The following is a 25,170-nucleotide window of genomic DNA, read 5'->3' on the forward strand; positions in this document are numbered from 1 at the left end:
CCGGCGGACGGTCGGGGCAAAGTCTCTCGATGTCGAGTAATCTTGGCGCCGGACAGCACACGAGAGCTCAGGAGATCCCGCATGGCGAAGATCAAGGTAGTGGGCCCGGTCGTCGAGCTCGACGGCGACGAGATGACCCGGATCATCTGGCAGTTCATCAAGGACCGCCTCATCCACCCGTACCTCGAGATCGACCTGCGCTACTACGACCTGTCGATCGAGAACCGCGACGCGACCGACGACCAGGTCACGATCGACGCGGCGCACGCCATCAAGGAGCACGGCGTCGGCGTGAAGTGCGCGACGATCACGCCCGACGAGGCGCGCGTCGAGGAGTTCGGCCTGAAGAAGATGTGGGTCTCGCCCAACGGCACGATCCGCAACATCCTCGGCGGCGTCGTCTTCCGCGAGCCGATCATCATCTCGAACATCCCGCGCCTCGTGCCGGGCTGGAACAAGCCGATCATCATCGGCCGTCACGCGCACGGCGACCAGTACAAGTCGACGAACTTCAAGGTGCCCGGCGCCGGGAAGATCACGATGACGTTCGAGCCGGCCGACGGCTCGGAGCCGCAGCAGTTCGAGGTCGTGACGATGCCCGAGGCGGGCGGCGTGGCGATGGGCATGTACAACTTCAACGAGTCGATCCGCGACTTCGCGCGCGCCTCGTTCGCGTACGGCCTGCAGCGCGGGTACCCCGTGTACCTGTCGACCAAGAACACGATCCTCAAGGCGTACGACGGCGCGTTCAAGGACATCTTCCAGGAGGTGTTCGACGCCGAGTTCGCCGCGGACTTCGCCGCCGCCGGCCTCACGTACGAGCACCGCCTGATCGACGACATGGTGGCCGCCGCGATGAAGTGGGAGGGCGGCTACGTCTGGGCGTGCAAGAACTACGACGGCGACGTCCAGTCCGACACCGTCGCGCAGGGCTTCGGCTCGCTCGGCCTCATGACGTCCGTGCTCATGACGCCCGACGGCAAGACCGTCGAGGCCGAGGCGGCGCACGGCACGGTCACGCGCCACTACCGCCAGCACCAGGCGGGCAAGCCGACGTCGACCAACCCGATCGCGTCGATCTTCGCCTGGACCGGTGGCCTCAAGCACCGCGGCAAGCTGGACGGCACGCCCGAGGTCACGCAGTTCGCGGAGACCCTCGAGAAGGTCGTCATCGAGACCGTCGAGAGCGGCAAGATGACCAAGGACCTGGCCTCGCTCGTCGGGTCCGACCAGGCCTGGCTCACGACCGAGGAGTTCCTCGCGGCGCTCGACGAGAACCTCGCCGCGCGCCTGGCCTGACCTGCCCCGTCGGCGCCGCCGCACGCACGGCGCCACCCTGCACGACCCGCACGCACCGCGACGCACGGTGCCCGGCACGGCCCCTGGGCCCCGGGTACCGTGCGTCGTAGCGTGTGGGGGCGAGTTCCCCGCAGCACCTGATCCCGAGCAGCGACCGATCGAGGGAGATCCCGGACCATGACAACGCCCGTGAACGTGACCGTCACCGGAGCTGCCGGCCAGATCGGCTACGCGCTGCTGTTCCGCATCGCGTCCGGCCAGCTGCTCGGTGCGCAGACGCCGGTGCGGCTCAAGCTCCTCGAGATCCCGCAGGGCGTGAAGGCGGCCGAGGGCGTCGCGCTCGAGCTCGAGGACTGCGCGTTCCCGCTGCTGTCCGGCATCGACATCTTCGACGACGCGACGGCCGCGTTCGACGGCGCGAACGTCGCGCTGCTCGTCGGCGCCCGCCCGCGGACCGCGGGCATGGAGCGCGGCGACCTGCTCTCCGCGAACGGCGGCATCTTCAAGCCGCAGGGCGAGGCGATCAACGCGGGTGCGGCGGACGACATCCGGGTGCTGGTCGTCGGCAACCCCGCGAACACGAACGCGCTCATCGCGGCGTCGCACGCGCCGGACGTGCCGACGTCCCGCTTCACCGCGATGACCCGCCTGGACCACAACCGCGCGCTCACGCAGCTCGCGACGAAGGCGGGGGCGTCGGTCACCGACATCCAGCGCCTCGCGATCTGGGGCAACCACTCGGCCACCCAGTACCCGGACATCACGCACGCGACGATCGGCGGGCGCCCGGCGACCGAGGTCGTCGACGACCACGCCTGGGTCGAGGGGGAGTTCATCCCGCGGGTCGCCAAGCGCGGCGCCGAGATCATCGCGGCGCGCGGCGCGTCGTCGGCGGCCTCGGCGGCGAACGCGGCGGTCGACCACGTGCACTCGTGGGTCAACGGCACGCCCGAGGGCGACTGGACGTCGGCCGCGGTGGTCTCGGACGGGTCCTACGGCGTCCCCGAGGGCCTCATCTCGTCGTTCCCCGTGACGTCCTCGGGCGGCGAGTGGCACATCGTGCCCGACCTCGAGATCGACGAGTTCAGCCGCGCGCGCATCGACGCGTCGGTCGCGGAGCTCGGCGAGGAGCGCGACGCGGTCCGCTCGCTCGGGCTCCTCTGAGCGTCCTCTCCTCGACGACCGTGCGGGTCGCTCTCCGGGTCCGCCCGGGAGCGGCCCGCACGCGTGTCGGGGCGGGTACGGCGACCGGCTCGTCGTCGCGCTGCAGGCGTAGAGGCGGCGCTGCGCGATCGCGCACCCTGCAAGGTCTTGCTGAAACTTGCGAACAGTATGTACGGTCAGCCCGACACGTCCCTTTCCGCACGCCGGTGTGCGGTGACGAAGGAGTCCCCGGAATGGCTGCTGCCGACGCGCGCATCCGCACCACCACCTCAGCGCTGGCAGCGGCCGCGCTGGTCGCCGTCGGTCTCGTCGCGAGCCCCGCGACCGGTCCGGCGAGCGCCGCGACGGAGCCCGCACCCCGCACGTTCGCGCTCGTCGGCTCCCTGCAGGACGAGCTCGGCTGCGCGGAGGACTGGGCGCCCGCGTGCGCCGAGACCGAGCTCGCCCCGACGGGCACCGACGGCCGGTACGCGCTCGAGGTGACGCTGCCCGCGGGCACGTACGAGTACAAGGTCGCGGTCGACGACGCGTGGGACGAGTCCTACGGCGCGGACGGCAGCGGGGACAACACCCCGCTGGTGCTCGCGGGGGAGTCCGCGGTGCGCTTCACCTACGACGACACCACGCACCGCACGGCGCTGACCCCGCTCGACCTCACGGGCGCCTACACCGAGGCGGACGACGCCCTCGTCGCGGCGCCCGTGCGCCAGCCCGGCTCCGCCGAGCAGTTCTACTTCGTGATGACCGACCGGTTCGCGAACGGTGACACCACCAACGACACCGGCGGGCTGACCGGCGACCGCCTCACGACGGGCCTCGACCCGACCGACAAGGGCTTCTACCACGGTGGCGACATCGCGGGCCTGCACGAGCAGCTCGACTACATCGAGGGCCTCGGGACCACCGCGATCTGGCTGACCCCCTCGTTCGCCAACCGCCCGGTCCAGGGCACCGGCGCGAACGCCTCCGCCGGGTACCACGGCTACTGGATCACCGACTTCACGCGCATCGACCCGCACCTCGGCACGAACGCCGAGCTGGAGGCCCTGATCGCGGACGCGCACGAGCGCGGCATCAAGGTGTACTTCGACATCATCACGAACCACACCGCGGACGTCGTCGACTACGCGGAGAAGCAGTACTCCTACGTCGACCAGGCGACTCGGCCCTACACGGACGCGGCGGGCGACGAGTTCGACCCCGCCGACCACGCCGGCACGGGCGAGTTCCCCGAGCTCGACCCCGCGACGTCGTTCCCGTACACGCCCGTCGTGGCCCCCGCCGACGCCGACCTCAAGGTCCCGGCCTGGCTCAACGACCCGACGCTCTACCACAACCGGGGCAACTCGACGTGGACGGGGGAGTCCGTCACCTACGGCGACTTCGACGGCCTGGACGACCTCATGACCGAGCACCCGACCGTCGTCAACGGCTTCGTCGAGGTGTACCAGGACTGGGTCGACCTCGGCATCGACGGGTTCCGGATCGACACCGTCAAGCACGTGAACATGGAGTTCTGGGAGGAGTGGACCACGCAGGTCCGCGACTACGCCCGCGCCAACGGCAAGCCGGACTTCTTCATGTTCGGCGAGGTCTACGACGCGGACGCGAAGAAGCTCTCGCCGTACGTCCGGAACACCGACATGAGCTCGGTGCTCGACTTTGCGTTCCAGGCGGGGGCGGCCGGCTACGCCAAGGGCTTCTCCGCGCAGGGCCTGCGGGACCTGTTCGCGACCGACGACTACTACACGACGCCGGACACGAGCGCCTCGGCGCTGCCGACGTTCCTCGGCAACCACGACATGGGCCGCATCGGCTACGCGCTCGCAGGTTCGGGGACCCCGACCGCGGAGACCCTCGCGCGCGACGAGCTCGCGCACTCGCTCATGTACCTCACGCGCGGCCAGCCGGTCGTCTACTACGGCGACGAGCAGGGCTTCGTCGGCGCCGGGTCGCTCGGCGGCAAGGACAAGGACGCCCGCCAGACGCTGTTCGCGACGCAGGTGGCCGAGTACGCGGACCAGCCGCTCGTCGACGGCACCCCGGCCGGCTCGGTCGACCGGTACGACACCGACGCCCCGCTCTACGACCACATCGCGGAGCTCGCGGCGCTGCGCTCGTCGACGCCCGCGCTCGCGACCGGTGCGCAGGTCGAGCGGTACAGCGACGGCCCGGTGTACGCCTTCTCGCGGGTCGACCGCGAGGAGAAGGTCGAGCACCTCGTCGCGCTCAACAACGCGGCAGAGGCGGCGACGGTCACGGTCCCGACGCTCACCCCGGGGGCGACGTTCGCGCCGCTCGCGGGCACGGACGCCACGGTCACGGCCGACGCCTCGGGCGCGGTCACACTCACGGTCCCGGCGCTGTCCGCGGTCGTGCTGAAGGCCGACGCCCAGGTCGCCGCGTGGGCAGAGGACGCCCCCGACGTCGCGGTGGAGGTCCCCGCTGCGGGCGCCGCGGTCACCGGGGTGGCCCCGGTCGCCGCCGACGTCCCCGACGCGTCGTGGACCGAGACGTCCTTCGCCTACCGCGTGCTCGGCGACGAGGGGTGGACGCCGCTCGGCACCGCCGAGGACACCGACCCGCGCGTCTTCCACGACGTCACCGGGCTTGCGAAGGGCACCGTCGTCGAGTACCGCGCCGTCACGGTCGACGCCGCGGGCGAGCGGACCGCCGCCTCGACCTACGCGGGCGTGGGCGTCGCGCTCGACGGCGCGGTGCCGACCGAGCCCGAGCCGGACGGCGGCGTGGTCTCCGTCCCCGGCAGCCACAACGCCGCGATGGGGTGCCCGGGCGACTGGCAGCCGGCGTGCGAGACCGCGCGCCTGACGCGGCAGCCCGGCGGCGCGTACTCCGGGACGTTCGACGTCCCGGCCGGCACGTACGAGTACAAGGTCGCGATCGACGGCACGTGGGACGTCAACTACGGCGCGGGCGGTGTGCTCGGCGGCGAGAACGTCCGCTACACGCACGCCGGCGGCCCGGTGACGTTCGTCTACGACCCGGTCACGCACTGGTTCACGTCGAGCGCGCAGGGCCCGCTCCTCACCGTCCCCGGCAGCCACCAGAGCGAGCTCGGCTGCCCGGCGGACTGGTCGCCCGACTGCCTCGCGCCGTGGCTCCAGGACCCGGACGGGGACGGCACGTTCACCGCGACGGCGACGTTCGCGGACGCGGCCACGTTCGAGGCGAAGGTCGCGCACGGCCTCTCATGGGAGGAGAACTACGGGGCCGACGGCGTGCCCGGCGGCGCCAACATCACGTTCGCGGCGGCCGCGGGCGAGTCCGTGACGTTCTCGTACGTCCTCGCGACGCATGTCCTGACGATCGGCGGCGCCGACCCGTCGCTGCCGGGCACGGGTGAGCAGCGCGCGCACTGGGTCGACGAGACCACGCTCGCGTGGCCGGCCCCCCTCGTGGGCGACGCCGACCCGGCCGACCTCGTCTTCGCGCTGCACGGCTCGCCCGACGGCGCGGTCGAGGTCGCGGACGGCGACGTCACCGGCGGCGAGACGTTCCCGCTCACGGTGCGGGACGGCGGGCTGACCGAGGAGCAGCTCGACCGCTTCCCGGCCCTCGGCGGCTACGTCGCGCTCGGGCTCGAGGGCGTGGACCGCGCGCAGGTCGAGGCGCTGCTGCGCGGCGAGCTGCTCGTGAGCCAGCGGGCCGCGGGCGACGACGGCACGCTGCAGGCGGCGAGCGGGGTCCAGATTCCCGGCGTGCTCGACGACCTGTACGCGGACGCCGCCGACGACGGCGCGTTCGGTGCGACGTGGCGCAAGGGCGTCCCGACGCTGCGCCTGTGGGCCCCGACCGCGCAGGACGTCGAGCTCCTGGTCTGGCCCGCCACCAAGGGCTCGCAGGGCCCGGGGTCCGGGAAGCCGGACCTCGGCGCCGAGCCGACGCGCGTCGCGATGGAGCGCGGCGACGACGGCTCGTGGACGGTCCGCGGCGAGAAGGTATGGAAGAACGCTGCGTACCGCTACGCCGTCACGGTCTACGTGCCGTCGACGGACGCGGTCGAGGTCAACGAGGTGACCGACCCGTCGTCGGTCGCGCTCACCCTGAGCTCGACGCACTCGGTGCTCGTCGACCTCGCCGACGGCGCCCACCGCCCGAAGCAGTGGGAGAAGGCGAAGCAGCCCGTCGTCCGGCCCGTCGACCAGACGATCTACGAGCTGCACGTGCGGGACTTCTCGATCTCGGACGAGACCGTCCCGGCCGAGAAGCGCGGCACGTACTCGGCGTTCGCCGTCGAGAGCACCGGGCGCGAGCACCTGCGGGACCTCGCCGACGCGGGGCTCACGACGGTGCACCTGCTCCCGACGTTCGACATCGCGACGATCGAGGAGGACCGCGCCGAGCAGCTCGTGCCGCAGTGCGACCTCGCCGTCTACGCCCCGGACTCCCCGGAGCAGCAGGAGTGCATCGAGGCGGTCCGGGCCGGCGACGCGTTCAACTGGGGCTACGACCCGCTGCACTGGTCGGCACCCGAGGGCTCGTACGCGGTCGACGCGCACGGCGGGGCCCGCGTCGCGGAGTTCCGCACGATGGTCGGCGCGCTGCACGCGGACGGCCTGCAGGTCGTGCTCGACCAGGTCTTCAACCACACCGCCGCCAGCGGCCAGGCCTCGACGTCGATCCTCGACCGCGTCGTGCCCGGCTACTACCACCGCCTGAACGCGGTGGGCGCGGTCGAGACGTCGACGTGCTGCGCGAACATCGCGACCGAGCACGCAATGGCTGAGAAGCTCATGGTCGACTCGGTCGTCACGTGGGCCCGCGACTACAAGGTCGACGGCTTCCGCTTCGACCTCATGGGGCACCACTCCCGCGAGAACATGCTGGCCGTGCGCGACGCGCTCGACGACCTCACCGTCCGCAGGGACGGCGTCGACGGGAAGCGGGTCTACCTGTACGGCGAGGGCTGGAACTTCGGCGAGGTGGCCGACAACCGGCTGTTCACGCAGGCCACGCAGGGTCAGCTCGGCGGCACCGGCATCGGGACGTTCAGCGACCGGCTGCGCGACGCGGTGCGCGGCGGCGGCCCGTTCGACGAGGACCCGCGCGTCCAGGGCTTCGGCTCGGGCGTCGCGACCGACCCGAACGGCGCCGCGGTCAACGGCACCGAGGCCGAGCAGCTCGCCCGGGCCGCGCACCAGGGCGACCTCGTGCGGCTCGGCATGGCCGGCAACCTGCGCGACTACGCGTTCCTCGCCTCGGACGGCACGGTCCGGACCGGCGCCGAGATCGACTACAACGGCCAGCCCGCCGGGTACGCGGACTCGCCCGAGGAGGTCGTCACGTACGTCGACGCGCACGACAACGAGACGCTGTTCGACTCGCTGACGTACAAGCTCCCGGTCGACACCGCGATGCCCGACCGGGTGCGGATGAACACGGTCTCGCTCGCGACGACCGCGCTCGCGCAGACGCCGTCGTTCTGGCACGCCGGCACCGACCTGCTGCGCAGCAAGTCGCTCGACCGCAACTCCTACGACTCGGGCGACTGGTTCAACCTCCTCGACCTGTCCGGCCAGGACAACGGCTTCGGCCGGGGCCTGCCGCTCGCGGCCGACAACGAGGCGAAGTGGCCGATCCAGCAGGAGCTGCTCGCGAACCCCGCGCTCAAGCCCGCGCCGGCGGACATCCAGGCGGCGTCGACCGCGGCGGAGGAGCTGCTGCGCCTGCGGTTCTCGACCGACCTGTTCCGGCTCGGCTCGGCGGCGCAGATCGAGAAGAAGGTGACGTTCCCCGGTTCCGGGCCGGACGCCGACCCGGGCGTGGTCGTCATGCGGATCGACGACACGGTCGGTCGGGAGACCGACAAGAAGCTCGACGGCGTGCTCGTCGTGGTCAACGCGTCCGACGAGGCGACCACGCAGACCGTCCCGGAGCTCGCGGGGCACCGCCTCGCGCTCTCGCCGGTCCAGGCGAAGGGCAGCGACCCGGTCGTCAAGGCCACGCAGTGGGTCGCGGCGGACGGCGCGGTCACCGTCCCGGCGCGCACCGTCGCGGTGCTCGTCGAGAAGGAGCACCACACGTCGTGGTGGGACCGGGTCACGGACTGGTGGTCCGACCTGTTCCGCCGCTGACCCCGACGCTGCCGGGGACCCGCCCCGAGCCCGTCCCCGGCAGCACCGACCGGCGTCGCACCACGCGTGCGGCGCCGGTCGCCGTGCGGGGCTCCTGCGGGGTCAGCACGACCTGGACGCGGTCCGGTCCGCGCGCGAGCAGGGTCAGCCGGCTCGACGGGTCGCGCACCGCGCGCACGAGGCGGGCCGTGGCCGCCGCCCGCGCGGGGTCGACGGGCCACGGGAACGACACCGTGGCGTGCGCCCAGGACCGTCCACCGGTCGCGCCGGCGCCGCCCGAGACGCACACCCCGAGCGACGTGCGGACCACCTGCACGGGCCCGCCGTCGGCCGGGCCGAACGCCTGCCGCACGGCACGGACCAGCTCGTGGCGGTGCGCCGCGTCGAGCAGCCGCCCCGACGCCCCGGCCCGGCGTCGGCGTGCGACGAGGTGCGCGGCCCCGAGCACGAGCCCCGCGGCGCACCACGCGTGCCACGCCCGGCCGCCGCCTCCGACCGCGGCCACGCAGGCGACGGCGAGTGCGGCGCCGCACGCCGACCACTGCGCGTGCGTGAGCCCAGCCGCGCCGGCGCGCGGGCTGTCGCCGCGCCACAGCTCCAGCACGAAGCGGGCGGACACGTACGCGACGGTGGCCCCCGCGGCGACGGTGCCCGACGCGGCGCCCCCGAGCACGCCGACGACGCCGCCGACGGCGACCGCCCCGGCGGCCGCGGACTCCAGGGCCTGCACCGGGACGAGGGGAACCCCGCACAGGTGCGCCGGGAAGCCGTCCCGCACGCGGTCGACGCCGTAGCGCACCCCGTGGCGTGCGGGCGTCCCGTAGCAGCAGCCCACCCGCAGGCAGCCGAGCCGCCCGACCGCGAGCAGAGCCACGCACCCGGTGACGACGGCGTCGAGGACGTCCGCGACGGGCACGCGTGCGACCGCGGCGACCCCGGCGGCTGCCACGCCCACGGCCGCGAGCTCGTGCACCGCGACGAGCGTGTGCCGGTGCAGGAGCGCCTGCGCCGCGACCGCGACCGCGGCGGCCGCGACCAGCCCCGCGGCGAGCAGGCCGACCGCGAGCAGGGGCGGTGCGCCGCGCAGGCCGAGCACCCACGCGGCGACCGCGGTCGCCGCGGCGGTCCCGAGCGCGCCGCACACGGTGTACGCCGAGACGCGGCGCGCGCCGGGCACCGGGGTCGACGCCGTCACGGTCCCGGTGGCGACCCGGGCCACCACCACCACCAGTGCGAGGTCGGGATGCCGGGCGGGACGGGGTGGCTCGGCGGGAAGCCCTCGCTGCGGCCGCGGTCGCGGATGAGCTCGTCGAGGTCGTCGAGCTCGAGGATGTCGGCATAGCCGTCGTACGGCGTGCCGCGGTACAGGTCGCCCGCGAGCTGGAGCGACGAGCGCCGCTCGAGCAGACGCTCCCACTCGCCGTCCTCCCACGCGCCGTAGCTCTCGTGCGCGGCCATGGCGCGGTAGTGGTCGACGGCGGTGTGCAGGAACGTGAGCTGGCTCCCCGACTCCTGCAGGAAGAGCGCGACGTCGGCCTCGGCGCGCAGCTCCGGGTGCGCTGTGAGGGCCCGCCCGACCGTGAGGAGCCCGTCGAGGAACCGCGCGACCGCCGCCCGCTCGGCGTCGCCGGACGGCGCCTCGCGCGCCTCCGCGAGCACGCCGGCGAGCGCCGGCAGCAGGTCCGCGAGCTCCGGTCGTGTCGTCATCGTCATCGCCCTCCCATGTGGGTCGCCAGCAGCGCGCGCCCGTCGTTCCCGACGCGCACGATGGCGATCATGCCGTCGTGCACGAACCGCACGGAGCGCGCCGTGCCGTCCTGGCTCGAGCTGAGCGTCGCGGACCCGCTCACGATGGTGCGGTGCGCGCTCAGCAGGTACGTGTCGACGTCCGACGCCCCCGCGGCCTCGGCGGCCGACCGGACTCCCGGGGGGAGCTCCGAGTAGTGCTTCGCGACGTGGTACGCGGCGGCCGGCTCGCTGCCGAACGGGATGTCGCCGAGCCCCTGGAGCCTGGCCACGAGCTCGGCGTCGGGCAGCCCGGGCGGCACCGCGACCGAGCCGACCCGCCCACGCAGGTCGGTGACGCGGCGCTGGTACTCCGCCTCGACGTCGGCGACCGCGGCGGCGCCGGGACGGGTGGTGTCGACCGCGCCCCCGGAGGTGCGCCCGGACATCTCGTGGAGCACCTGCGCGTAGTAGAAGTTCTCGGCGTTGCCCGTGATCCCGAGCGCGGTCTTGACCCGGTTCTGGATGGCCTGGAGCTGCTTGGGGGTCGGCGGCGTGCCACCCGACGCCGCGGTCGCCGCCGCCACCTCGGTCCGGACCCGCTCGGCGTACACGTCGATGCGCGCGCGGGCCGTGCCGAGGAAGTGCGTCGAGTACACCTGGTACTGCTCGACGAACGCCCGGACGCTGTCGGAGCGGGGCAGCGCGTAGGCCGCGGCCTGGCGGCGGAGGTCCCGTGCCGCGGACGGGGGGCGCTCGTTGACCAGGTCGAACAGCCGGTCCCGGTCGGCGTCGGTCATCGCGTCGAAGATCGCGCGCTGCTCGGCGGGCAGCGTCGTGATCCCGAGCTCGACGAGCAGCGCGTCGGCCTGCGCGCGGTGGTACTCGCTGCGCAGCCGGAACCCGTTCGAGGTCCCGGTGACCCGGTCGAGCAGCTCGCGGTCCGCGGGGGTGAGCGCGGCGCGGCTCCCGCCGGCGTCCTGCAGCGCCTTGTACGCGCGCATGACGTCCTCGCGTCCCGCCGCCGGGATCTCGACGAGCCTGCGCGGGCTGATGTCGAGCTCGCCGTTGATCCGCACGAGGCCCCGGTTCGTGGGGCACACGACGATCGTGCTGCCCGTCGCCACGCGGCTCGCGGCCACGGACGCGACGCCGCTCCCGCGCATCACGGGCGCCAGCACGTTGGCCGCGCCGTAGTCGCCGAGCCCGAGCAGCGCGGTCCGCGCCGTCGCGGCGCCGACGTCCTGGAGCGCGACGAGCGCGTCGGTCTCCATGTGCAGCAGCATCTCCGCGACGTGCGGCGGCGTGAGCTCCTGGCGCATCCAGGGCAGCGTCCCGTGCCGGTCGACGAGCTCGCGGTCGGTCAGGGAGCGTGAGCGGAGCCGCTCGCCGACGAGCGGCTCGCCCGCCGCCTTGAGCTCCGCGGCGACGTCGAGGCGGGCGCCGGTCTCGAGCCGTACCTCCCCGGGCGGCGTGCCGCGCACGACCGCTGCCGGGTCGGTGCGGAAGAAGTCGGAGCGCCGGAGCCCCTGCTTCATGAGGTCGCGGTTGCTCACGAAGAACATCGCGCCGTTGAGCATGACGCTCGAGATCACGCGGAGCACCGCCATCGCGCGCTGGCCCTCGTCGAGCGTCGGGTCGTTCTGGGCGGCGCGGACCTGCGCGTACGCCGCCTCGGTCGCGAAGGCGAGGGTGCCGACGTCGCCCGCGAGCGACGTCATGACGAGGTAGTTGCCCGCGCGGTAGACGGTCGGCCGCACCGCGGACACGCCGATCTGGCGCAGCGCGCTGCCGCCCGCCCCGACGAGCGCGGTGACGATCGAGAGCCCTTCGAGGACGTTGCGGGAGTCCGTCGGCGGGATGCCCATCGTGACGTTCTCGTAGATCGCGACGGCCGACCGGCCCACGGACGCGGCGAGGATGATCGCGCCGAGCCACTTCGTGCCGGTCGTCGGCTCGGGGGTGAGCAGCAGCAGCCCCGCGACGACGACCCCGCCGACCGTGAGGATGCCGTCGACCCACGCCTTCGCGGTGTTCCACGCGGTCGTGGTCTCGAAGGACCCGCCGGGCGCGAACGCCACCCCGCGGTACGTCACGGTGCCGCCGCGCGGGTAGGGGTGGTCCGCGCCCCACGCCCGCAGGGCCGCCACCTGCGCGGCCGGCGCGGTCGCCGCCTGGCCGTCGAAGTGCACGACGTCGGCGCTCGTGGAGTCGATGAGCCGCGCGTGCCACACGCCGTCGGCGTGCCGCAGCGTCAGGTGCACCGCGAGCGGCTGCGCGCCACCGCCGCTCGGGAGCACGATCGCGGCGGGCACCGCCGCCGAGTACACGCCCGCGGGGTCCAGCGCGGCGGGGTCGCCGGGCAGCGTGCGCATCGCCCCGGAGCCGGGGGCCTGCTCGCGCAGCCGGGCCAGGCGGTTGCGCTGCGCCTCGATGCGGTCACGCCAGTACTCGGCCTGCTCGCCCCCGAGGGCCGCGCGGCGCTCCATGTCGGCGATCGACTCCTCGATCGACGTCGCGACGGTCCCGAGCGCGGGCAGCCGGTCCGGCGTGGCCGCGTCGAGCACGCGCTCGCCCGCCGCCACCGGGTCCTCGACGCGCAGGGTCGTGCGCACCTCCTGCACGAGCCGGCGGTCCTGGATGCCGAAGCTCCGCCGCACCTGGTAGAGCCGGGCGGTGACCTGGCGCTCGCCCGCGCGGTCGAACGTCCGGTCGAGCACCGGCACGTCCCGCGCGGCGGCCTCCCCGTCGACGTCCCAGTCGATCGAGTACGTCGAGCGCGGCGGGACCCACTCGGCGGGCCGCACGGTGGTCCGGCCCCCCTGGACGAGCGACGGCGGGTCGGCGCTGAGCGAGATGGTGCCGGGCACCTCGTCGGACAGCGCCACGGACCCGGACGACAGGGTCGCCACGGCGGTCTCCTCCTCGCCGAGGTAGACCCGGGCGAGGACCTCGATCTCGTGGCTGCGCCGGATGTCGTCGTCGATCAGGTTCCAGAACGGCTCGCCGAGCTCGAGGTCGGTCGCGCGGGAGCGCCCGGGGGCCGCGAGGAACTGGAACTCGCGCGAGCCGCCGGTGCGCCACCGCCACTCGTACTGCGCCGTGCGTCCCGCGGGCAGGTAGTCGAGCGCCGCGTGCAGCTGCATCCGCTGGCCGAGGAACGCCGGGCCGTCGGGCAGGCGCTCGACCCGGCCGCGGACCTGGAGGAGGTCGACGGGCTCGGCGGCGGTCACGGCGGCGTGGATCCGGTCCGCGTCGACCGTGATGCCGAGCTCGCGCAGCCGGGCCACCTCGACGGCGATCCCCGCGTCGATCGACGGGAGCGCCTCGGGTGGCTCGGTGCCGTCGACGACCGCCTGCTTGCGTGCGTACAGCACGCGCAGGCGGCTGACCGCGTCGTCGTAGTCCGGACGCGGGTCGCGGAGAGCGGGTGTGTCCGAGCACCGGGCGATCCGGAGCCCCGAGCGCAGGCGCGGGCGGTCCTCGACGGCGGCGGCCATGGCGTGCTCGTCGTGCAGCCGGAGCAGCGTCGAGGCGACCCCGAGGTGCGCGTCGTGCTCGAGCGCGTCGTCGGTCGACGGCGTCGCGTCCGGCTCCCCGGCGGACCGGGTGGTGGCGTCCTGCTGCTGCGCGACGTGCGCGAGCTCGTGCGCGAGCAGCGCGTCGCCCAGCGGCGTCCCCGGGGCCGGCGCTCCGGGGGCCAGGGAGATCGAGCGGCCGTAGGTGACGGCCTCCGCGCCGGCCCGCTCGGCCACCGCCCTGCCGGCGCCGCCGGTGTGCAGCCGCACGTCGACGTCGGGCCCGCCGAGGCGCGCGCGCGTCCCGGCGTCGAGGAGGTCACCGGAGCCGGTCGAGCCCGCTGCGGTCCCCGCCCGGCGCGTCCCGTCGGTCGTCACGGTCGCCCCCGGCTGCCCGGGACCGTCCGGGGCCCGCTGCACGGGCGCGGCGGGAGCCGGCGGTGCCGCACCGGGAGCACCGCCCGCCGGGCCTCCCGCGTCCGGGCCGCCCTGCGGCGCCGACGGGACCGCTCCGGTCGACCGCCACGACGCCACGCCGTCGTGCACCCGGGCGCACACCGCGGGGACGTAGTCGCCGCCGGTCGCCGCGGCCGCCGCCTGCGGTGCCCAGAGCCGCAGCGCCCGCTCGAGCTGCGCCGCGGGCCGGACCTGGTAGTACGTGATCCAGTGGTCGATCCACGGGCACCCGGCGACCGAGTAGGGGGTGCCCGCGAGGCCCGCCTCGACCGTGGACTCGAGCGCGGGGCGCAGCTCGCGCAGGAATGCTTCGGTGCTGAGCTGCCCCGGGCCCGGCGCGACGCCGGCGTCCACGAGCAGCGCCGGCTCGGCCGGCGTGGCGGTGGCGGTCGTCCCGGCGGGCGCGCCGCCGTCCCGCTGGAGGTGGCGCACCGCGGACGCGGCGGCCGCGTTCCCGGCGAGCCGCTGCAGCGCGAGGACCGAGCCGCGCGACCGGCGCAGGCCGTCGGCGGCGGCCCGCGAGGACCCGGTGGCCGGCTCCGGACGGACGTCCGGGGTGGCCGCACGGCGCGCGTCCGGCGCGCCGGCGGGCCGCTGCGGGTTGTCGCGCGCCACGCTCACCCACCCAGGGCACCACCGGCGGCGCCGACGTGCGAGCACCGGGCGCGCGCCCAGGAGGGCAGCATCGTCGGCCCGAAAGGGACCGGCGCGCCCGTGGACCCGGAGGCGGCGGGCCGGGTGCGCGGCGCGTGCCGTCGGCGCACCCGGCCCGGACCGCCTACGGCGTCGTGGTCGCCGCCGCCACGAGCTCGGCCTGGAAGGCGGCGGCGTCGGTGGTGCCCGTGGCGAACCGCCCGGTGGCCGTCGAGATCGCGGTGAGCGTGCCGTTCGGGGCCGCCGCACCGTGCGCGAGCGAGGACACGATGCGGTCCACGTAGAACGACTCCATCGCGGACTGCTGGTAGTCGCTGAAGTACGACGACGACACGTCGCCCCGCGCCGGGATCGAGCCCTTCTCGAGGTTGAACGCGGTCTGCCCGTCGACCGAGCTGATCGTGTCGAGCCACGCGCGGGCGCCGTCGGGGTGCGGCGCGCCGACGGGCAGCACGAACGAGTCGGCGAGGAAGTCGAACACCCCCTGCGTCCCGGGCACCGGGAAGTAGGTGAAGTCGGTGCCGCGGACCTTGCCGGCGTCCTCGAACTCGGCGACGGCCCAGTCGCCCATGACGTTGAACGCGGCCTGCCCGTCGATCACGCGCTGCGTCGCGTCGGGCCAGTCCAGGCTCTCCCGGTCGGCGTTGCTCAGCTCGAGCAGCACGTCGAAGTGCTCGATCGCCTCGCGGACCTCGGGGCCCGCCCAGTCCGTCGTCCCGTCCCACAGCCCCGAGTAGGCGTCGGGGCCGAGGTCGGCCAGCAGCACCGTCTCGAGCAGGTGCACCTGGGTCCAGGTCGTGGCGATCGACAGCGGGGTGCGGCCGGTCGCCGCGACGGCCCGCAGCGCGACGATCCACTCGTCGATGCTCGCGTAGCTCGCCGCCGGGTCGAGGCCGGACGCGCTCAGCACGCCGGGGTTCGCCCACACGACGTTGGCGCGGTGGATGTTCGACGGGATGGAGTAGATCTTCCCGTCGACCGTGAGCCGCTCGATCAGGTCCTCGGGGAACGCCGAGCGCAGCTCCCACTCGTCGTAGAGCGCCGAGATGTCCTCGAGGCGACCGGCCTCGATGTAGTCGGTCAGCTCGGCGCCGGCGTGCGCCTGGAACGTGTCCGGCGGGTCGTTCGCCTCGAGGCGCGACTGCAGGAGGTCCTTGGCGGCGCCGCCCCCGCCGCCCGCGACGGACCCGTTCACGAACGTGATCTCGGGGTGCTGCTCGGCGAACGTGGCGACGAGCGAGTCCAGGCCCAGCTTCTCGGACCCGCTGGCCCACCAGGTGAAGACCTCGACCTCGTCGGGCTGGGCCGTGGCGGTCGGCGCGGTCGCCGGCTCCTCACCGCCGGACGAGCAGGCGGTGAGCAGGAGGGCGGCCGCGGCGACGAGAGCGAGCGCGCGGCGGCGGGGACGAGCTGGGTGCATGGGATTCAAACCTCTGTGACGGGGTCGGGGCTCCGACGGCTCCACATCCAAGGACGGGGCCTGGTTGGTGTCAACAAGTGAATCGACCTCGCGGCACGTTCTGCGGAGTTGTGCCCGGGGTGAAAAGGCACACGGAACGGGGGAGCGCTTCCATTCCGGGATCGGACGTACCGGCCGAAAGCGCTGCGCAGCGCCGATTTCCGGCCGCCACCGGGACGTTCCGGGAATTCCCGGCCACGGGGCCCGCCGGGCGGCTTCCCGGCGCTGTGTATCCTTCCCGCTGTGGGCACAGACCGGGTGACGCCGGGCTCCCAGACTTCACTGCGTGAAGCCAACCGGGCCCGGATCGTGAGTGCGGTCCAGCAGCGTGGCTCCCTCACGCAGGTCGAGCTGGCCGGGGTCACAGGGCTGTCCCCGGCGACCGTGTCGAACATCGTCAAAGAGCTCACCGTGCTCGGCGTCCTGCACACCGCACCCACGTCGCGCAGCGGCCGGCGCGCGCAGCAGGTGACGCTCGCGCGCAACCTCGGCCTCGTCGCCGGCGTGCACTTCGGCACCCGCTCGATGCGCGTCGCGCTCTCCGACGTCGCGCACCGCGTCATCGCCGAGCAGCGCATGCCCCTGCCGCCCGACCACCGCGCGGACGCGGGCCTCGACCGCGCGGCGCTCCTGCTCACCGAGATGGTGGAGTCGCTCGACGCGAGCATGCAGGAGGTCCTGGCCGTCGGGGTCGGGGTGCCCGCGCCCGTCGACGTGCGCACGGGCCGGATCGCCACCGTCGGGATGCTGCGCGGCTGGGACGGCGTCTCGGTGTCCGAGGTGCTCGAGCGGCGCATCGGCATCCCCGTGCACGTCGACAACGACGCCAACCTCGGTGCGCTCGCGGAGGTCCGCCTGGGTGCGGCCCGCGGCGCGCGGCACGTGCTCTACCTCAAGGTCTCGCACGGGGTCGGCGGCGGGCTCGTGCTGGGCGGCGAGGTCTTCCACGGCCGCTCGGGCACCGCGGGGGAGATCGGGCACGTCACGCTCGACGACAACGGCCCGATCTGCCGCTGCGGCAACCGGGGCTGCCTCGAGACGTTCGTCGGCGCCCCCGTGCTCCTCGCGATGCTCGCCGCGAGCCACGGGCACCTCACGCTGCGCGACGTCATCACGCGCGCGCAGGACGGCGACCCGGGCTGCCGCCGCGTGATCTCGGACGCGGGCCTGCACCTCGGCGCCGCCGCGGCGAACGTGTGCAACGTCTTCGACCCCGAGCTCGTCGTGGTCGGCGGCCAGCTCGCCGAGGCCGGCGGGATCCTGCTCGACCCGCTGCGCACCGTGCTCGCGCAGCGCACCGTGCCGAGCACCGCGGGGCCGGTCGACGTCGTCGCGTCCGAGCTCGGGGCGAGCGCCGAGGTCCGCGGGGCGCTCGCGGTCGCGCTCGACCGGGCGGCCGTCGCCGGGTCCGTGGCGGTGGTGGGATGACGCGCCGCCGGGCCGGCCTGGGTGCCGCGGTGGCCGCCGGGCTGACGCTCGTGCTGGCCGCCTGCGCGTCGGTCACCGCCGGCGCCGACGGGCCGCCCACGCCGTCGGGCGAGACCATCGCGCTGCTGCTGCCCGAGTCGAAGACCGCGCGGTACGAGGGCGTCGACCGCCCGACGTTCGAGCAGGTCGTCGCGCGCCGCTGCCCGACGTGCCGGGTGCTGTACGCGAACGCGGACCAGGACGCCGCCCGCCAGCAGGAGCAGGCCGAGTCGGTGCTCACGCAGGGCGCCGGGGTGCTCGTGCTCGACGCGGTCGACGTCACCGCGGCCGCGAGCATCGTCGAGGCGGCGCGCGAGCGCGGCGTGACGGTCATCGGGTACGACCGGTTCATCGCGAGCGCCCGGCTCGACTACTACGTCTCGTTCGACAGCCGCCGGGTTGGTCAGCTGCAGGGCGAGGCGCTCGTCCGCGCGCTCGCGGAGAGCGGCGAGCTCGCCGACCGCGACGACCCGCCGGGCGTGCTGCTCGTCGGCGGTGCCCCGACCGACGCCAACTCGGCGGCGCTCGAGGCCGGGGTGCGCGGCGCGTTCGAGGGCACGGACATCCGGGTGCTCGCCGCGTACGACACCCCCGACTGGAGCCCGGACAAGGCGCAGGAGTGGGTCGCCGGCCAGCTCACGCAGTACGCGGGGCGCGTCGACGCGGTCTACGCCGCGAACGACGGCACCGCGGGCGGCGCGATCTCCGCGATGAAGGCGGCCGGGCTCGACCCGGTCCCGCCCGTCACCGGGCAGGACGCCGAGCTCGCGGCGATCCAGCGGATCGTGTCGGGCGACCAGTACATGACCGTCTACAAGGCGATCACCGAGCAGGCGCGCACCGCCGCCGAGCTCGCGGTGCGCGTGCTGCACGGCGAGCAGCCCGCGACGACCGCGACCGTCGAGGGCGTCCCCGCGCTCCTGCTGACCCCCACCGCGGTGACCGTCGAGAACCTGGGCCGCGTCGTCGTCGACGGCGGCCTCTATACGATCGAGGAGATCTGCGTGCAGCCTTACACCCGCGCGTGCAGCGAAGCAGGTCTCGTGGGAGAGGTGGCCCGATGAACGGCTCGGTGCTCTCGCTGCGCGGCATCTCCAAGAGCTACGGAGCCGTCCGCGCGCTCGTCGACGTGGACCTCGAGATCCGGCCGCACGAGGTCGTGGCGGTCATCGGGGACAACGGCGCGGGCAAGTCCACGCTCGCGGGCGTCATCTCCGGTGCGCTCGTGCCCGACGCCGGGCAGGTCCTGCTCGACGGTCAGCCGGTCAGCCTGTCCACGCCCGCCGCGGCACGGTCGCACGGCATCGCGGCGGTGTTCCAGGACGGTGCGCTGTGCGCCAACCTCGACGTCGTCGAGAACATCTTCCTCGGCCAGGAGGTCACGCGCGCGGTCCTGCTCGACGAGGTCGCGATGGAGAAGCAGGCGTGGACGCTGCTCGGCCAGCTCGCGGCGCGGGTCCCGTCGGTGCGCGTCCCCGTCGGCGCGCTCTCGGGCGGTCAGCGGCAGGCCGTCGCGATCGCGCGCTCGCTGCTGGGCGAGCCGCGCGTGCTCGTGCTCGACGAGCCGACCTCGGCGCTCGGCATCACGCAGACCGCGGAGGTGCTCAGCCTCATCGAGCGGCTGCGCGAGCGCGGGCACGGCGTCGTGCTCATCAGCCACTCGATGGCCGACGTCCAGGCGGTCGCGGACCGGATCGTCGTGCTGCGCCTCGGCCGCGTCAACGGCGAGTTCGACGCCGCGAGCACGAGCTACGAGGACCTCATCGCGGCGGTCACGGGCGCGACGTCGGGGGCACCCCGGCGCGGCGCACCCGGCGGCGAGCCGTCCCGGCCGGGGGTGGGAGCCGGACGGCCGCGGGCGGACGCCGCGGCGAACCCCGACGCGCCACGGGGCCCCGACGCGCACGAGGTGATCCCGTGAGCGTGCTCGGCCGCGAGCGCCGCCTCGCGGCCGGTCCGGCGGCGAGCACCCCGGGGCGCGGGGGTGCGCTCCGCGAGCTCGTGGGGCACGTGCGCTCGGGCGAGCTCGGGATGGTGCCGATCGTCGTCGCGCTCGCGGTCATCTGGCTCGTGTTCCAGCTGCTCAACCCGTACTTCCTGTCGAGCGACAACCTCGTCAACCTCACGCTGCAGTGCGCCGCGACCGGCGTGCTCGCGCTGGGGGTCGTGCTGGTGCTGCTCGTCGGGCAGATCGACCTGTCCGTCGGCTCCGTCAGCGGTCTCGCGGCGGCGGTCGTCGCGGTCGGCGCGGTGCAGCTGCGGTGGCCGATCGCGCTCACCGCGCTCGCGGCGCTCGGCGTGGGTGTCGGTGCCGGCCTGCTGTACGGGGTCCTGTTCACCCGGCTGCGCCTGCCGAGCTTCGTGTTCACGCTCGCCGGGCTGCTGGTCTTCGCGGGCCTCCAGCTGCGCGTGCTCGGGCCGACGGGCTCGGTGAACCTGCCGTTCGAGTCGTGGCTCGTGCAGGTCTCGCAGCGCGGGTTCCTCCCGGCGGGGCTGTCCTACGCGCTCGTCGCGCTCGTCGTCGTCGCGCACGCCGCGAGCCTCCTCGTCGGCCGCGCCCGCCGCGAGCGGGCCGAGCTGCCGGTCGCGAGCCTCACGGTCGTCGCCGCCCGGGTGGGGACCCTCGCGCTCGTGCTGTTCGGCGCCGTGGCGTACCTCAACACCAACCGTGGCGTGGGCTTCACGTTCGCGCTGTTCGTCGGGCTCGTGGCCGTCGTCGACCTGCTCCTGCGGCGCACGCGCTGGGGCCGGGCCGTCCGGGCCGTCGGCGGCGACGTCGAGTCCGCCCGCCGCGCCGGCCTGCCCGTGCAGCGCACGTTCGTCTCCGCGTTCGTCGCGTGCTCGACGCTCGCCGCGCTCGGCGGCATCCTGTCCGCCGGACGCCTCGCGGCCGCCAACCAGGGCACGGGCGGCGGCGACATCTACCTCACCGCGATCGCCGCGGCCGTGATCGGCGGGACGAGCCTCTTCGGCGGCCGGGGCAGCGCGTGGTCGGCGCTGCTCGGCATCCTCGTGATCCAGTCGATCTCGAGCGGCCTGACGCTGCTCGACCTCGACACGTCGGTCCGGTACGTCATCACGGGTGTCGTGCTCGCGCTCGCGGTGCTCATCGACTCGGTCGTGCGGCGGGCCAACCAGGTCTGACCGGGCGCGCGCCGCTCTCGCCCCGCGCCCGCCGACGGCACCGCGGGCGCGGCGACGGGACGGCGGCCCCCGGACGTCAGCGGAAGACGATCGTCCGGTGCCCGTCGAGCAGGACCCGGTGCTCGGCGTGCCAGCGCACGGCCCGCGCGAGCGCCCGGCGCTCGACGTCCTGGCCGAGAGCGACGAGGTCCTCGACCGTGCGCGTGTGGTCGACGCGCTCGACGTCCTGCTCGATGATCGGCCCCTCGTCGAGGTCCCCGGTCACGTAGTGCGCGGTCGCGCCGATGAGCTTGACCCCGCGGTCGTGCGCCTGGGCGTACGGGCGGGCGCCCTTGAACGACGGCAGGAACGAGTGGTGGATGTTGATCGCGCGTCCCGCGAGCCGCGCGCACAGCTCGGGGGACAGGATCTGCATGTAGCGCGCGAGCACGACGAGCTCGACGTCGAGCTCCTCGACGAGCTCGAGCAGGCGGGCCTCCGCGGCGGGCTTGGTCGCCGCCGTCACGGGCACGTGGTGGAAGTCGATGCCGTAGAACGCGGCGAGCTCGGCCAGCACGGTGTGGTTGGAGACGACCGCGACGATGTCGATCGGCAGCTTCTCGGAGCGCTGGCGGAACGCGAGGTCGTTGAGGCAGTGCGCGGCGGTCGAGCCCAGCACCAGCGTGCGCACGGGGCGGCCCGCGACGTCGAGCTCCCAGTCCATCGTGAACCGCTGCGCGAGCTCGGTGAGCGGACCCTCGAGCTCCGCGCGCGACGCCGACGAGGTCACCTGGACCCGCATGAAGAACAGCCCGGACAGCGCGTCGCCGAACTGCTGCGACTCGGTGATGTTCCCGCCGAGCTCCGCGAGCAGACCGGCGACCGCGTGCACGATCCCGGGGCGGTCGGGGCAGGAGAGCGTCAGGACCCAGTGCGTGCCTGAGGCGGTGTCGTCGGTGGTGGCCACGACGGCTGAGCGTAGTCGAGCGGTCCGGCGTGCCCGGCCGGCGGCACCCGCAGGGGCGCCGCCGGCCGACCGTCAGGCGCCGGTGCCGACGAGCTCCCGCGGTCGTCCGCCGGTGGGCGCCGCCGGGCCCGCACCTGCGCCGCTCCCGGGGTCCGCCGGGATCTCGCCCTCGCGGAGCCCCACCCGCGCGTGCAGCCGGGCGAGCGGCGCGGGCAGCCACCACACCGACCGGCCGAGCAGCCGCACGGTCGCCGGCACGAGCAGCGCCCGCACGAGGGTGGCGTCGACGAGCACCGCGAACGCGAGACCGAGCCCGATGACCTTGAGGAACGTGACCCCGGACGTCCCCATCGCGACGAGCACCACCACGAGCAGCAGCGCGGCCGACGTGATCGTCCGTCCCGTGCGCTCGAGGCCGACGACGATCGCGTCCTGCGCCGACCGGCCGCGCAGGTGCTCCTCGCGCACGCGGCTCAGGAGGAAGAGCTCGTAGTCCATCGCGAGGCCGAAGGCGATGACCCCGATGAGCACGAGGTTCGACGGGTCGATGCGCCCGGTCGCGGTGAACCCGAGCGCGCCCGCGAGGTGCGCGTCGCCGAACGCCCACCACACCGTGCCGAACGTCGCCCCGAGCGAGAGGACGTTGAGCACCACGGCCTTGACCGGCAGGACGAGCGACCCGAGCGCCAGGAACAGCAGCACGGCCGTCGCGCCCGCGATCACGAGCAGTGCCCAGGGGAGCGCCGAGGTGATCGCGTCGGTCGAGTCGACGTTCGCCGCGGCCGCCCCGCCGACGAGCACCCCGACGGGTGCGCCGTCGGGCCCGGTGGGGCCGTCGAGCGCGCGCACGTCCCGGACGAGCTCGCGCGTCGCGGGCGCGTCGACCGCGCCGGAGGTCGTGACCGCGACGGAGGTGAGCGCGTCGGTGGCGGCGACGACCCGGACCGTGCCGGCCCCCGGGAGCGCGGCGAGGTCGGCGAGGTAGCCGTCGAGCACCGCGGGGTCCGGGGCCCCGTCGAGCACCACGTCGAGCGTGACCTCGCTGCCGCCGCCCGGGAAGAGCTCCGCGAGCTGCTCGGTCGCCTGCCGGGCGGGCGAGGACGCGGGGAGGTCCCGCTCGTCGGACGAGCCCACCACGAGCCCGAGCGTGGGCAGCGCGAGGAGGACGAGGACGCCGGTGACCCCCGCGGCGACGAGCCCGGGCCGGCGCAGCACGCCGCGCCCGAGCCGGGTCCACGCCGGGGTGCGCGGACGGCGACGGCCCGCGAGCCGCTGCGTGAGCCCGCGCGGGAGCCGCCCGGCGTCGACACGGCGACCCAGCAGCGCGAGCAGCGCGGGCAGGAGCGTCACGGCGAGGACCATGTCGAGCAGCACCACGGCCATGCCGCCGAGCCCCATGCTGCGCAGGAACATCTGCGGGAACGCGAGCAGCCCCGCGAACGCGATGAGCACGGTCAGGCCCGAGAACACGACGGTGCGGCCCGCGGTCGTGACGGTGCGCACGACGGCGGCGCCCACGTCGTCCGTGCGCGCGAGCTCCTCGCGGAACCGGCTCACGACGAACAGCGCGTAGTCGATCGCCAGCCCGAGGCCGAGGATCGTCGTGACGTTGATGGCGAACGTCGACACGTCGGTCACGAGGGTCAGGGTGCGCAGCAGGCCCATCGCGCCGAGGATCGCGAGCACGCCCATGACGACGGGCAGCAGCGCCGCGACGCCGCTGCCGAAGATGATCGCGAGCAGGACGAGGAGCACCGGCATCGCGATCGTCTCCGCCGCGGCGATGTCGGTCTCGGCGCGGTGCGAGAGGTCCGCGTTGACCGCGAGCGACCCGCCGACGGCGGTGGTCCACGGCGCGGGCGCCGCGAGGTGCGGCTCGAGGACGCCGTACGCGTCGACGCGGGCGTCGAGGTCGGCGCCCGGCACCGAGATCACCACGAGCGCCGACCGGCCGTCCGTCCCGAGCAGCGCGGCCTGCGCGTCGCTGGGGAGGCCGGGCGTCCAGGGCTGGACGACGCGGGCGGTCGCGCCGTCCGGCAGACCGTCGAGGTGCGTCGCGAGGCCCGCGGCGAACGGCGGGTCGTCGGGGGCGAGCGTCGGGTGGGCGTAGGTCACGAGCACGTCGGGGCGCGTCGCCCCGAGCTCGGCGGCGACCCGCTGCTCGGCGCGCTCCGAGTCGGAGCCGGGGACGGTGAACCCGCCGGCCTGCACGTGGTCGGAGACAGACGAGCCCCACACCGCGGCGAGGGCGGCCAGGGCGAGCGAGACGGCGAGCACCCAGCGGGCGTGCCGGTGGGTCAGACGACCGAGCGCGTCGAGCACGGGACCTCCCAGGGACAGCGCGACGCGATGACGCGTCACGAAGTAAACGGCGTTAGCGAACAGTGTTTACCCAAGCATCGGGCGTATGCTCGTGTCAACGCCGAGTGCGCGCCGGCGGCGTGGCAGGCTGCAGCGGACGGCCGAGCCGCCACACCGGCCCGTGGACAGGAGGAGCCGCATGACGACGACCGAGACCGTCGTGCCGCGCCGTGACCGGCTGCGCGCCGCGACCGAGGCCGAGATCCGGGCGACCGCGCGCCGGCTCCTCGTCGCCGAGAAGGGCCAGCCCCCGACCCTGCGCGGGATCGCACGGGAGATGGGCATGACCGCGCCCGGGCTGTACCGCTACTACGCGAGCCTCGACGACCTGCTGCTCGCGCTCTGCGACGACCTCTTCGGCGAGGTCCACGGCGTCGTCACGTCGGCGCTCGAGGAGCACGGCGACGACCTGGGCGCCCGGATGCTCGCGGCCGTGCGGGCGTTCCGGGGCTGGGCGCTCGCGCACCCCGCCGAGTTCGGGCTCATGTTCCGCTCGGGCGACGGCCTGTGGGCGGACGGGGAGGACGGCTGCGAGCAGTCGCGCCGGTTCGCCGCGCTGTTCCTCGAGCTCTTCGTCGGGCTCTGGGCGGCGCGGCCCTTCCCGCTGCCGGAGCTGCACGGGGGAGTGGCGGCGAGCTGCGGCCAGCTCGCAACCTTCGCGCGCACCGCCGGCGTGGACCTGCCCGAGCCGGCGCTGTGGGTCTTCGCGAACGGCTGGGTCCGGCTCTACGGCGTCGTGTGCATGGAGGCGCTCGGGCACCTGCGCTTCATGTTCAGCGACGTCGAGCCGTACTTCGAGGCGGAGCTCGAGCAGGTCGCCCGCACGATCGGCGTGACGTACGCCCCGCCCGTCCCGGCCGGCCGGCGCTGACCCGCGCCCGC

At 74.6% G+C, this 25,170-nt stretch carries 14 protein-coding genes; 8 read left to right on the forward strand and 6 right to left on the reverse strand.

The window, feature by feature from the left end; translation table 11 throughout:
• Positions 1–81 precede the first annotated feature (81 nt).
• The 3 genes from NXY84_RS05905 (at position 82) to pulA (ending at position 8,558) form a co-directional block, all read left to right on the forward strand.
• On the forward strand, positions 82–1,299 hold the full coding sequence (locus tag NXY84_RS05905; RefSeq protein WP_258726194.1) for an NADP-dependent isocitrate dehydrogenase: 1,218 nt from the start codon (positions 82–84) through the stop codon (positions 1,297–1,299).
• A 177-nt stretch (positions 1,300–1,476) separates the two neighbouring features.
• Positions 1,477–2,463 (forward strand): malate dehydrogenase, encoded by a 987-nt coding sequence (locus tag NXY84_RS05910; protein ID WP_258726195.1) that lies wholly within the window; start codon positions 1,477–1,479, stop codon positions 2,461–2,463.
• 233 nt (positions 2,464–2,696) lie between these two features.
• Positions 2,697–8,558, forward strand: a complete 5,862-nt coding sequence (pulA, locus tag NXY84_RS05915) for a pullulanase-type alpha-1,6-glucosidase (RefSeq protein ID WP_258726196.1) — start codon at positions 2,697–2,699, stop codon at positions 8,556–8,558.
• Here pulA and NXY84_RS05920 read toward each other — a convergent pair.
• The 4 genes from NXY84_RS05920 to NXY84_RS05935 form a co-directional block, all read right to left on the reverse strand.
• On the reverse strand, positions 8,524–9,777 hold the full coding sequence (locus NXY84_RS05920) for a prolipoprotein diacylglyceryl transferase (protein ID WP_258726197.1): 1,254 nt from the start codon (positions 9,775–9,777) through the stop codon (positions 8,524–8,526). The two genes, pulA and NXY84_RS05920, sit on opposite strands and share 35 nt — an antisense overlap.
• A complete protein-coding gene (locus tag NXY84_RS05925) occupies positions 9,750–10,265 on the reverse strand; it encodes a hypothetical protein (protein WP_258726198.1) in 516 nt (171 codons plus the stop codon). The genes NXY84_RS05920 and NXY84_RS05925 overlap by 28 nt, the downstream gene beginning before the upstream one ends.
• 2 nt (positions 10,266–10,267) lie before the next feature.
• A complete protein-coding gene (locus tag NXY84_RS05930; protein ID WP_258726199.1) occupies positions 10,268–14,878 on the reverse strand; it encodes a DUF4157 domain-containing protein in 4,611 nt (1,536 codons plus the stop codon).
• A 157-nt stretch (positions 14,879–15,035) separates the two neighbouring features.
• Positions 15,036–16,331: an ABC transporter substrate-binding protein gene (locus tag NXY84_RS05935; protein ID WP_258726200.1), complete on the reverse strand. Its 1,296-nt coding sequence runs from the start codon at positions 16,329–16,331 to the stop codon at positions 15,036–15,038.
• 348 nt (positions 16,332–16,679) lie between these two features.
• On the opposite strand from NXY84_RS05935, the gene NXY84_RS05940 reads away from it, so the two are divergent.
• From NXY84_RS05940 to NXY84_RS05955, 4 genes are read left to right on the forward strand one after another with little or no spacing between them, the layout of a single operon-like run.
• A complete protein-coding gene (locus NXY84_RS05940; protein WP_258726201.1) occupies positions 16,680–17,798 on the forward strand; it encodes an ROK family transcriptional regulator in 1,119 nt (372 codons plus the stop codon).
• Entirely contained in the window at positions 17,795–18,901 is a 1,107-nt protein-coding gene (locus NXY84_RS05945) for a substrate-binding domain-containing protein (protein ID WP_258726202.1), read from the forward strand. The genes NXY84_RS05940 and NXY84_RS05945 overlap by 4 nt, the downstream gene beginning before the upstream one ends.
• Positions 18,898–19,758 carry an ATP-binding cassette domain-containing protein gene (locus tag NXY84_RS05950; RefSeq protein ID WP_258726203.1) on the forward strand — a complete coding sequence of 287 codons (861 nt, stop codon included), beginning with the start codon at positions 18,898–18,900 and terminating at the stop codon, positions 19,756–19,758. Before NXY84_RS05945 ends, NXY84_RS05950 begins: the two co-directional genes overlap by 4 nt.
• The gene (locus NXY84_RS05955) at positions 19,755–20,981 is read left to right on the forward strand and encodes a sugar ABC transporter permease (RefSeq protein WP_258726204.1); all 1,227 of its coding nucleotides are present in this window, start codon (positions 19,755–19,757) and stop codon (positions 20,979–20,981) included. Before NXY84_RS05950 ends, NXY84_RS05955 begins: the two co-directional genes overlap by 4 nt.
• 76 nt (positions 20,982–21,057) lie before the next feature.
• On the opposite strand, the gene purU is transcribed toward NXY84_RS05955, so the two are convergent.
• Both purU and NXY84_RS05965 read right to left on the reverse strand, forming a co-directional pair.
• The gene (gene purU / locus NXY84_RS05960; RefSeq protein WP_258726205.1) at positions 21,058–21,927 is read right to left on the reverse strand and encodes a formyltetrahydrofolate deformylase; all 870 of its coding nucleotides are present in this window, start codon (positions 21,925–21,927) and stop codon (positions 21,058–21,060) included.
• Positions 21,928–21,999: 72 nt separating this feature from the next.
• Positions 22,000–24,288, reverse strand: a complete 2,289-nt coding sequence (locus NXY84_RS05965) for an MMPL family transporter (protein WP_258726206.1) — start codon at positions 24,286–24,288, stop codon at positions 22,000–22,002.
• Positions 24,289–24,427: 139 nt separating this feature from the next.
• On the opposite strand from NXY84_RS05965, the gene NXY84_RS05970 reads away from it, so the two are divergent.
• Entirely contained in the window at positions 24,428–25,159 is a 732-nt protein-coding gene (locus tag NXY84_RS05970) for a TetR/AcrR family transcriptional regulator (RefSeq protein ID WP_258726207.1), read from the forward strand.
• The last annotated feature ends 11 nt before the right edge of the window (positions 25,160–25,170 follow it).

Origin of the sequence: Cellulomonas sp. NS3 (genome assembly GCF_024757985.1) — a bacterium.
GTDB lineage: Bacteria > Actinomycetota > Actinomycetes > Actinomycetales > Cellulomonadaceae > Cellulomonas_A.